Source organism: Tritonibacter scottomollicae, assembly GCF_003003215.1.
Lineage (GTDB): Bacteria > Pseudomonadota > Alphaproteobacteria > Rhodobacterales > Rhodobacteraceae > Epibacterium > Epibacterium scottomollicae.
The window spans coordinates 63,376-72,987 of the sequence record NZ_PVUF01000015.1 but is presented as its reverse complement, the minus strand read 5'-3'; the positions used below and the strand labels follow the sequence as shown (position 1 = coordinate 72,987).

The following is a 9,612-nucleotide window of genomic DNA, read 5'->3' as shown; positions in this document are numbered from 1 at the left end:
GTGTGTCGCGCTAACAGGCCGAACACAAGACTGCTTCTGACAAATTGCCACGCACGAAAAAGGTACTTGCAAAAAGGGAGCCATCCACACAGGACAAAGCCGAAACGCGATCACTCCACCGCATCAGTGAGGATTGCGTTCAGTGTGGAGCCAGTGCGTCGCAGAACCGCAAGAGACTGGAACTCGTCGGAATTCCAGAATGATGTAGCATGACTGCGGTCTGGAAACTCGATGACGAAAGCTGCATCAGGCATCTTGCCCTCCCCTTCAAGGTGCTCCGGCTTGCCGCCACGGACCTTGAAAGCCCCGTTGTGACGTTTCACCAGTTCAGGAATCTTCGCAAAGTATTCATCCATCCAATCCCGACTGTGAATCTCCATCTGGCCCATGATGTATGCTGTCACGATGCTCTCCTTCATTGCGCATGATCAGGCTGCCCAGGCAGCTTAGAATGCATACTCTTTAGCCGCCAGCGATCGTCAGTTTCGGCATCTACGGGGTCTGAGAAGGGCTCACCGCCGACCTTCGCCGCAGCTCTCCTGAGCGGCAGGGCCGCGGACAAAGGTTACTTTCGCTGCGGCTTCGCCAGTGTCCGGTCTGGCAAACCGTTCAAAAAACGTTGATCTTTGAACGGCAGAATGAACGCGGTTACAGCTCGCATAAAACGCAACATCCGCGCGTATCTACTGTCCCCCACACGTGGCAATGCTTGCTAAAAGAACCGTTGCCGCATATACAGCTACAAACTCTTGGAGGTTTGATGACCTGTTAAAGTGGGGAGGCATAGCGCCCTCCCGATGCAAAATTAGTCCAAACGAACGCGCTGCCTGACAAGGTTGCGAGTGTTGGTTTTTTGCATCCTAGTTTACGCACACTTTTGCAGACCAGGCATTGCCCTGGACGTTGAACATGAGAGTTCACCACAATGACACGAGACTACTCGCAATTTATGCCGCCTGCGGCGTCACAACAGATTCCCGAACGTGAATCCCTGGGCTTGGAAAGGTTGGGCTGGAAGCCATTTTTCAGTCAGCAATCCAGTATCGAAGACCTCATCCGCACACCTCCCGCTCGAGTGATCGAAGTTCACAGAACCGGTTTACATCTCTTGGGTGATGAAATCGATACAATGATACCGCCCGGGCTTGATGCGACCGTTGGGGACTGGCTTCTCTTTGATGCGCACGAACCAACGAACAGCAGGCTCTTGCACCGCAGCAGTGCGTTTGAACGACGAGCCCCAGGAAAAGACCGCAAGCGCCAGCTGATAGCAGCCAATGTGGATACCGTTTTTGTCGTGTCATCGTGCAACAGGGATTTTAACATTGCACGGCTAGAGCGCTATGTCGCATTGGCATTCGACGCGGAGGTTACGCCGGTTATTTTGCTCACCAAAGCCGATGTGTGCGAAGATCATGCGCCCTATGTCGAAGCGGCAAGCGCAATTTCGAACCGCGTCCTGGTTGTGCCCCTGAATGCCTTGAGCGATGAACCAATAGCCAAACTATCTTCGTGGTGCGCACTGAGCCAGACCGTTGCGTTTCTTGGGTCGTCTGGGGTTGGAAAGTCAACGCTGGTAAATGCCCTTTTGCAAGGCGGTGTTGTGGAGACTGCAGCCATTCGGGAAGATGATAGTAAAGGTCGCCATACAACAACACGACGCCAGTTGCACTTTACGACCGGTGGCTGCGCTGTGCTGGACACGCCAGGCATGCGGGAACTTCAATTGACGGATGTTGAAGCGGGGATTGCTGAAGTGTTTGATGATTTGGTCGCTTTGGCAGGTCAATGTCGGTTCAAGGATTGCCGACACGAGGTGGAGCCAGGATGTGCCATTCGGCAGGCACAGGATCAGGGTGAGATCGACATGTCCAGATTGGCACGGTGGCGTAAGTTGGCTGCTGAGGAGCGCTTTAATTCGTCTACCTTAGCCGAACGCAAAGCGCACGACAGATCCCGGCACAAAATGTTCCGATCAATTCAACAGAAAAATAAGTGGTGAGCGCCTCGTCAGACGAGACGCATCGCTAAGGGAAGATGGCGACCTCTGCAAGCCGCATGGACGGCTTGCAGCACGGCACTGTACTGTTTCACCTGCGGACGGGGCAATAAACCCTCGTTCTTGGCATGCCCGCAAACGTCCTTGTTTAAAGCTTCCAGAAGCCCCTTTCAAAACCCAAGTGGTTGTTGAACGTTATTGCCTTCGCCGTGATAGCAGGCATTAACCGCAGTGCAGAAAATCGGTAAGGAGGGCTCCAAGCCGACCTTAGCTGCGCTTGGACTGAGTGACCGCCTGGTGCCAGGCCAGCTTCGCCCGTAGGCCATAGCCCTCCGAGCAGTGCCGATCCGCCCGTCGGGTGACGAACACTTGAAAGCGGAACTCGGCAATCCGCCGGGTCAACGAGCTAATACAACAATCGGTTTTGCTTGCCATCTGATTTCAGGTCAGCAGCTGAGCACATTGCCCCGGCGCACGCAGGGACGCGCAGCATCGCTGTCTTCTATCTGAACCACTGGGGCGACAACTGTAGAGTGTGGCTCTGACGGCGCAACAGCGGGCGGAGGCAGCAGGGCAACCTCATCGACGTCAATATCCTGCCCCATCAGATGGGCCTTTGCCACGCTGAGCCCTCGCAAGGCCTGAAACGCGACATCCAGCGGAGAGGTGACTTCGGCCTCAGGGTCAGGGACGTCGCCCGCGGCTGCCATCCGCCGGGCTTGCTCCGGACCACCGAGACGCCACTGCAGCGTCCGCAGATAGGCGTCTGGTGCGTAGTCGCCAAACGATTTCCCCACCGCCTTGGCCTGCATGTCGTAATCGACCCCGACCATCACCAACCCACACAGGAGAATGAAGGAATAGAACCGAAACAATCCATGAAGTCGCCTGATGATAAACATGCTTTCCCTTACCGGCCTGCTTGCCAGCTCCAACCCCCATCTTCCGCGCCAGAATGACGGAAAGATGGGGCAGAAATTTGACAGCAGACGGTAAAGTCGCGGGCGCCGTCAGGCGTCGGTCAGGATCTTGCCGGGATTGAGGATATTGTCGGGATCCATCGCTGCTTTCACCGCCGCCATGAACCGGGTCGTCTCGCCCAGCTCGCGCCGCAGGTAGGGTCGTTTGCCCTGCCCGATACCGTGCTCACCGGTACAGGTGCCCTCCATCGAGATCGCCAGATCGTTGAGCCAGCCGACATATTCATCGGCCTTGGCGCGCTCTTCGGCGTTCTCCATGTCGATCAGCAGCAGCGCGTGGAAGTTGCCGTCGCCCACATGCCCCACCATCGGTGCGATCAATCCCAAATCTTCGGCCTTGGCGCGGGCGGTGGAGACGCATTCCGCCAGCCGCGAGATCGGCACGCAGACATCGGTGGAGATCCCCTTGGCGCCGGGGCGCAGGTTCAGGCAGGCCCAGTACATGTCGTGGCGCGCCTGCCAGAGCTTGTTGCGTTCCTCGGCGGTGGAGGTGGCGGCGATGTCGAAACCGCCAAACTCCTCGGCGATCTGGGCAAAGGTATCGGCCTGCTCCACCACGCCCGCGTCCGAGCCGTGGAATTCCAGCAGCAGCAGTGGTCCCTCCGGCAGGTCGAGGCCCGAATGCTGGTTGGCGGCGCGCACGCTCATTTCGTCGAGCATTTCGATGCGGGCGACAGGGATGCCATACTGGATCACCATCATCACCGCGCGACAGGCATCATCTACGGTGTGGAAGGAACAGCGCGCCGAGCGGATCGCCTCCGGTATGCCCTGCAGCCGCAGGGTGATCTCGGTAATCAGCCCCAGGGTGCCCTCGGAGCCCACCAGCAGCCGCGTCATGTCATAGCCAGCGGAGGATTTCTTCGCCCGCGACGCGGTGCGGATCACCGTGCCATCGGCCATCACCGCCTCGAGACTGAGGACATTGTCCTTCATGGTGCCATAGCGCACCGCGTTGGTGCCGGAGGCGCGGGTGGCGACCATGCCGCCGAGCGAGGCATTGGCGCCGGGGTCGATCGGGAAGAACAGCCCCTGGTCGCGCAGATAGGTGTTGAGCTGTTCGCGTGTGACACCGGGCTGGACCACCACGTCGAGGTCTTCGGCATGCACCGCGCGGATCTGGTCCATCCGCATCATGTCGACACAGATGCCGCCGGCAGGCGCGTTGACATGGCCCTCCAGCGAGGTGCCGGTGCCAAAGGGAATGACCGGTACGCCAAATTCGGCGCAAGTGGTCACGATCTGAGAGACCTCATCCGTCGAGGTGGGAAAAACCACGGCGTCCGGGGCCTGATTCTCGATCCAGGTGGTGGTGTGGCCGTGTTGTTCGCGCAGGGCCTGCCCGGTCTGCAACCGGTCGCCGAACCGGGCGGATAGCGCCTCAACCGCGGCTTTGATACCGCCCTCGTTGCGGGGCAAAGTGGTGGCCTGAACCATGCGTGATGTCCTCCCAGAACTGTCTTTCCGTCCTTGGCTCGCCCAAACGCTTGCCTTGTTAACGGTCACTTGGGCGCAAGACTATGTCGACAGCGCGCGCGCCACAAGACCGACGCGCACTGCCACATCGACGATGAGAGGATCTCGCTGCATGCGCGCGCATATTCACGCAAAGAGGAAGGGACGCCAGTGGTGCGGCGTCCCTTAGTTTTCCAATCGCTTACACGTTCCGGGCAACGGGCGTTGGCGGAGGCCCCCCCCTGCACAGCAGGCGCGTGTCGCTATTGACCCAAGGCGATGCCTTCGCGTCGCGGGTCTGCCGCTCCTTCGAGACCATCGGTGGTGATCTCGATCGCATGCAGACCGGAGTTCAGATCCCGCAGGTTGACCTCATAGCCCATCGCGGTCAGCGCGTCCCCAAGCGCCTCAGCCTCGGTGCCCTCTTCCAGATCATAGGTACCAAAGCGATTCACCGCATGGGGCAGCGACACGGCTTCCTGCACCGTCATGCCCCAGTCCGCCCAGGCAACGATTGCAGTGGCCACATATCCGATGATGCGGCTGCCACCGGGCGATCCGATCGCCAGCACCGGCTTGCCATCCTGCATGACGATGGTTGGTGCCATCGAGGAGCGCGGGCGCTTGCCCGGTTCCAGCCGGTTGGCGATGGGCACGCCATCGCTGTGACTGCGAAAGGAGAAATCCGTCAGCTCATTGTTCAGCAAAAAGCCGTTGGTCATCAGCCGGGAGCCAAAGCCGTTCTCGATCGTCGTAGTCATCGACAGCACATTGCCATATTGGTCGACGATGGAAATATGCGAGGTCGAGGGGAACTCGATGCTTTCGTCATCAGCCCAGTTCAGCGCGTGATCAAAGGTCGGATGACCCGGTGCCACGCCTTCCAGCGCCATATCGCCCTCCAGCAGCTTTGCGCGCTTGGCCAGATAGTCGTCAGCCACCAGCCCTTTGGTTGGCATCGGGACATAGTCGCTGTCGGCCATGTAGCGGCCACGATCCGCAAAGGCGAGCCGCGAGGCATCCCCGATCAGGCGCCAGCTTTCGGGGCTCTCCGCGCCCAGCGCCGCCAGATCATACTGCCCCAACATGCCAAGGATCTGCCCCACGGTCAGCGCCCCGGAGGAGGGCGGCCCCATGCCACAGGCCTCGAACGCGCGATAGTTGGCGCAGACTGCAGGGCGTTCCTTGACCTGATAGAGCGCCAGGTCGACCTCGGACAGGACCCCGGGATTGCCTGCCGCGTTCCGTACGGTGCGCACGATATCTGCCGCCACGGGGCCAGTGTAGAAGGCGCTTGTGCCCTCGAACGCCATTGCACGCAGCACATCGGCATAGGGCTGGTTGGTGATCACCGTGCCAGCCTCCAGCGGCTCGCCCTCTGGCAGGAAATAGTCGGCGGTTGCCGGAAAACGGCCAAGCCGCTCGGCATCATTGGCGATGGAGCCCGCCATGCGCGGCGAGACGGCAAACCCCACCTCGGCAAGTCGGATGGCATCGGTGAACAACCCGCCCCAATTGGCCTTGCCCCATTTGCGATGCGCCGCTTCCAGCAATGCCGGCGTGCCCGGCGTGCCGACAGAACGTCCACCGACCACCGCATCGTAGAACCCCAAGGGTTCACCGTTTTGATCCTGAAACAGGCGCGGCGTGGCCGCTAAGGGCGCGGTTTCACGCCCGTCCAGCGTGCTCACCGCACCTGTTGAGGCATCATAATAGACAAGAAATGCGCCGCCCCCCAATCCCGAGGACTGCGGCTCCACCAGCCCGAGCACGGTTTGCACTGCAACCATGGCATCCGCTGCGGTTCCCCCATCCCGCAGGACGCGCGCCCCGGCTTCGACCGCAAGCGGGTTGGCGGCGGCGACCATCCAGTCGTCTGCCAGCACAACCTCACCCGCATTCCGGGCCGCCAAGGATGCGGACGCAACATCCGACAGGGCCAAACCGGCAGATTCGGCGCCGATGGTGCCGGCTTCTGGCGCCACGGCATCCGCTGCCTGCTGCGCAGACGCGGCACTCGCCAGGGCCAATATGGCCCCGGTCCAGAAATATGTTCTCATCTTATCCTCCCACTGCCCGCAAACCGGGCTTAAAGCATGGAGGGCACCACCTGATCTGGTGGGCGATGCCCGTCTTCAAATGTCTTGATGTTCAACAGAACCTTTTCGCCCATCTCGATCCGCCCTTCGAGGGTCGCAGACCCCATATGGGGCAGCAGCACGACATTGGGCAGCTCGCGCAGACGTGGGTTGATGGTGGTGCCGTGCTCATAGACGTCGAGGCCACAGCCCGCGATCTCACCCGCGCGCAGGCCCCGCGTCAGGGCGTTCTCGTCGATCACCTCCCCGCGCGAGGTGTTGACGATCACCGTATCGGGTTTCAACAGCTTCAGCCGTCGCGCGTTCATCAGGTGAAACGTGGAGGGCGTCGAGGGGCAATGGATCGAGATCACATCCATCCGGGCCACCATCTGATCGAGGCTTTCCCACCAGGTGGCTTCCAGATCCTCTTCCACCTCGGGGCGCAGGCGTCGGCGGTTGTTGTAGTGGATCTGCATCCCGAAGGCGCGCGCACGACGCGCCACCGCCTGACCGATGCGGCCCATGCCGAGAATGCCGAGACGCCGCCCCGCCAGCCGCCCGCCGAGCATCGCGGTGGGGGACCAGCCCTCCCAATCGCCCTTCTGCATGATGGCGAGACCTTCGGGGATGCGGCGCACCACGGCCATGATCAGCGCCATGGTCATGTCGGCGGTGTCATCGGTCAGCACGCCAGGCGTGTTGGACACCAGAATGCCGCGCTGCCGGGCAGTGGCGACATCAATGTTGTCCACCCCTGCCCCATAATTGGCGATCAGCCGCAGCTGCCCGCCCGCCTGCCCCAGCAGGGCGGCGTCGATGGTGTCGGTGACCGTGGGCACCAGCACATCGGCCTCTTTCATCGCTGCGGCCAGCTCGGCGCGGCTCATCGGGGTGTCGTCGCTGCGCAACCGCACATCGAACAATTCGCTCAGGCGGGTTTCCACCGGCTCTGGCAAGCGTCGCGTAACAACAACACTCAGGCGTTCTCTGGGCACGTGCCTACTCCCTCGGCTATGCAAGTCGTTCTGTTCCATGGCATCGTGGAGCAAGATAATTGCGGGCACAAGCACCCTTCCGCCCGCGCTTGCGTTGCGGTATGTGATGCTGCAGGATCAGCGGGCTCTGAGGACATAAAAACAAGGCGCCCGGGACAATGATGGGCATCGAGGCCGTGCAGAAAACCAATCGAACACAGAGACGCGGACGTGCCTCCGGTGCCGGAGGCCTGACACGGCGTGGGCTGGGCGCAGTCTTGCTTGTCGCAATCGCGATGGCGGGTGATATCGGTGTGGCCGCACAGGAAGCCACCGTCCAGAAACGCGGGCCAGTGACCAACCTGCCACTGCCGCGCTTTGTGTCCATGAAGGCCGCAGAGGGCAATGTGCGGCGCGGACCTTCGCTGACGCACCGGATCGACTGGGTGTTCAAACGGCGCAGCATGCCGCTGGAGATCATCGCCGAATACGGACACTGGCGCCGGGTGCGCGACCGGGATGGCGCCGGTGGCTGGGTCCACTACGCCTTGCTGTCCGGCATTCGCACGGTTCTGGTCGAAGAAGACATGCTGCGCGTCCGCGCCCGCCCCGAGGAAAACGCGCCGGTCATGGCGGCGTTTGAGCTGGGTGTTGTGGCGCAACTGGGAGCCTGCGAGCCGAAATGGTGCGAGATTTCTGCCGGTGGCCATAGCGGCTGGGCGCTCAAGGATAAGCTCTGGGGCGTAGGCCCCGATGAGCTGCGCGAATGACCCCGCGCAACTCAGCGCGCCGTTCAGTTCCCGGTAACCGCCCCTAGCGCCCTGCCGCTGGGCCCTTTATCGGAGGGAGGTCGGACCACCGGTGCGAGATAGCGCCGGATCAACTGGCAGCGATGCGCGAACACTTTTTCGTCCGTGTAGGGCGCTGCATCCGCCAGCGCATTCTGCATCAGCCGGGCAAGACCCTCGCGTTTGGTGCTGAGATCCGCCAGCACGGCGGCCAGCGCCGCCGCATCGCCCCGTGGTACCAAGACCCCGCCACCATGATCCGCGACCAGGTCCTGCGCATAGGCGCCCTCATAGCCAATGATCGGAGTTGCCCCGGTCAGCGCCTCGATCAGGCATCGCGGCGACTCGGCGGTCTTGTGACAAAAGAGGAAAACATCTGCCCGCTGGAGACGCGACCGCACCTCCGCATGATCCTCGACAAAGCCCGGCAGGCGCACCTTGTCGGACAGCCCAGCGCGGCGCACTCGGTCACGCATCATTTGAAGGCAGCTCCCCGCGCCGAGCCATTCAGCCTCAAACGGAATGCCAAACGCAGCCAGACGCTCCAGGACATCGATCCAGTCCTCCGGCCCCTTCATCCCTTCGGCCCGCCCAGCATAGACGATTCGCAGCGGACGCTGTTCAAGTTGCGACAGTTTGGTCTGCAGGGCTGCGGGACTGATGTGTTCAGTGCCGGAGATGTGAATGTCGTGAACCAGCTGCGGGTTGCGACTGAAGGCGGCATAGGCGTCATAGGTTTCGCGACCGTGAAACAGGCCGAGGTCCGCGCGCGAGATCAACGCGCGCTCCAGCCAGGCCATCGGGCGTCGATAGAGGCGCGATTTCAACTGTTGTTTCCAGCCACCCCATTCGCGTGTCTGGCGCAGCACGTCCGACTCTACCCGGTCCGTCCAGATCGCAAAGGCGCGACGCAGACGCAGGGCTTCGACAGCACAGACCGCGCCCCAGTCGCCAAACAGCCCTCCGATGGCAAAGCTGAGATAGTCCGCCTCGGCGATCAGCTTGCGCAGACGACGCCGCTGGCGGGGCAACGCATATAAAAATCGCTGCGCGCCGTATGCGGAGGGCACGGTCACGACGCGCACCTTTGGCAAGGGCTCCAGCGCCTCGGACATCAGCATCCACCCTTGGGGACGCGGCGCGGTTTTCTCTGGCATGACGATGGTGACACGGCCGAAGTGCTCAGACCACAGACGAAGACCGTTGACGGCCTGTCGCTCGATATAAAGCGACGTCCCCTCCCGATAAACCGGGACCGGCGCGTAGATTAACAGATGCCCTGCCGCCGTCGTCCGCGTCATCTTTCTCTCCAAGAGGGCGAGCTTGGAACTGTCA

Annotated in this window: 8 protein-coding genes; 2 read left to right on the top strand and 6 right to left on the bottom strand. The window is 61.5% G+C overall.

Going from position 1 to position 9,612, the window contains the following annotated elements:
• Nucleotides 1-110 precede the first annotated feature (110 nt).
• Complete coding sequence (locus CLV89_RS18305) at nt 111-404, bottom strand: DUF1330 domain-containing protein (RefSeq protein WP_165798155.1); 294 nt, start codon at nt 402-404, stop codon at nt 111-113.
• A 521-nt stretch (nt 405-925) separates the two neighbouring features.
• Between CLV89_RS18305 and rsgA the strand changes: the two genes are divergently transcribed.
• Nucleotides 926-2,002: a ribosome small subunit-dependent GTPase A gene (gene rsgA / locus CLV89_RS18300; protein ID WP_106165107.1), complete on the top strand. Its 1,077-nt coding sequence runs from the start codon at nt 926-928 to the stop codon at nt 2,000-2,002.
• 443 nt (nt 2,003-2,445) lie between these two features.
• Here rsgA and CLV89_RS18295 read toward each other — a convergent pair whose 3' ends face one another.
• From CLV89_RS18295 to CLV89_RS18280, 4 genes are all read right to left on the bottom strand, one after another.
• Nucleotides 2,446-2,901 carry a hypothetical protein gene (locus tag CLV89_RS18295; protein ID WP_106165106.1) on the bottom strand — a complete coding sequence of 152 codons (456 nt, stop codon included), beginning with the start codon at nt 2,899-2,901 and terminating at the stop codon, nt 2,446-2,448.
• A 108-nt stretch (nt 2,902-3,009) separates the two neighbouring features.
• A complete protein-coding gene (locus tag CLV89_RS18290; RefSeq protein ID WP_106165105.1) occupies nt 3,010-4,416 on the bottom strand; it encodes an FAD-binding oxidoreductase in 1,407 nt (468 codons plus the stop codon).
• 281 nt (nt 4,417-4,697) lie between these two features.
• On the bottom strand, nt 4,698-6,494 hold the full coding sequence (gene ggt / locus CLV89_RS18285) for a gamma-glutamyltransferase (protein ID WP_106165104.1): 1,797 nt from the start codon (nt 6,492-6,494) through the stop codon (nt 4,698-4,700).
• 29 nt (nt 6,495-6,523) lie between these two features.
• Nucleotides 6,524-7,510, bottom strand: a complete 987-nt coding sequence (locus CLV89_RS18280; protein ID WP_106165103.1) for a 2-hydroxyacid dehydrogenase — start codon at nt 7,508-7,510, stop codon at nt 6,524-6,526.
• 275 nt (nt 7,511-7,785) lie between these two features.
• Here CLV89_RS18280 and CLV89_RS18275 point away from each other — a divergent pair, with 275 nt between their 5' ends.
• Nucleotides 7,786-8,259 carry an SH3 domain-containing protein gene (locus tag CLV89_RS18275; RefSeq protein WP_243395068.1) on the top strand — a complete coding sequence of 158 codons (474 nt, stop codon included), beginning with the start codon at nt 7,786-7,788 and terminating at the stop codon, nt 8,257-8,259.
• Between the two features lie 23 nt (nt 8,260-8,282).
• On the opposite strand, the gene CLV89_RS18270 is transcribed toward CLV89_RS18275, so the two are convergent.
• Nucleotides 8,283-9,578 (bottom strand): glycosyltransferase, encoded by a 1,296-nt coding sequence (locus CLV89_RS18270; RefSeq protein WP_106165101.1) that lies wholly within the window; start codon nt 9,576-9,578, stop codon nt 8,283-8,285.
• Between the last annotated feature and the right edge of the window lie 34 nt (nt 9,579-9,612).

Excerpts from the sequence above, each read along its gene's own strand:
- CLV89_RS18295 (WP_106165106.1), bottom strand. The coding sequence starts at position 2,901 with ATGTTTATCATCAGGCGACTTCATGGATTGTTTCGGTTCTATTCCTTC.
- CLV89_RS18275 (WP_243395068.1), top strand. The coding sequence starts at position 7,786 with ATGGCGGGTGATATCGGTGTGGCCGCACAGGAAGCCACCGTCCAGAAA.
- CLV89_RS18290 (WP_106165105.1), bottom strand. The coding sequence starts at position 4,416 with ATGGTTCAGGCCACCACTTTGCCCCGCAACGAGGGCGGTATCAAAGCC.
- CLV89_RS18270 (WP_106165101.1), bottom strand. The coding sequence starts at position 9,578 with ATGACGCGGACGACGGCGGCAGGGCATCTGTTAATCTACGCGCCGGTC.
- ggt (WP_106165104.1), bottom strand. The coding sequence starts at position 6,494 with ATGAGAACATATTTCTGGACCGGGGCCATATTGGCCCTGGCGAGTGCC.
- rsgA (WP_106165107.1), top strand. The coding sequence starts at position 926 with ATGACACGAGACTACTCGCAATTTATGCCGCCTGCGGCGTCACAACAG.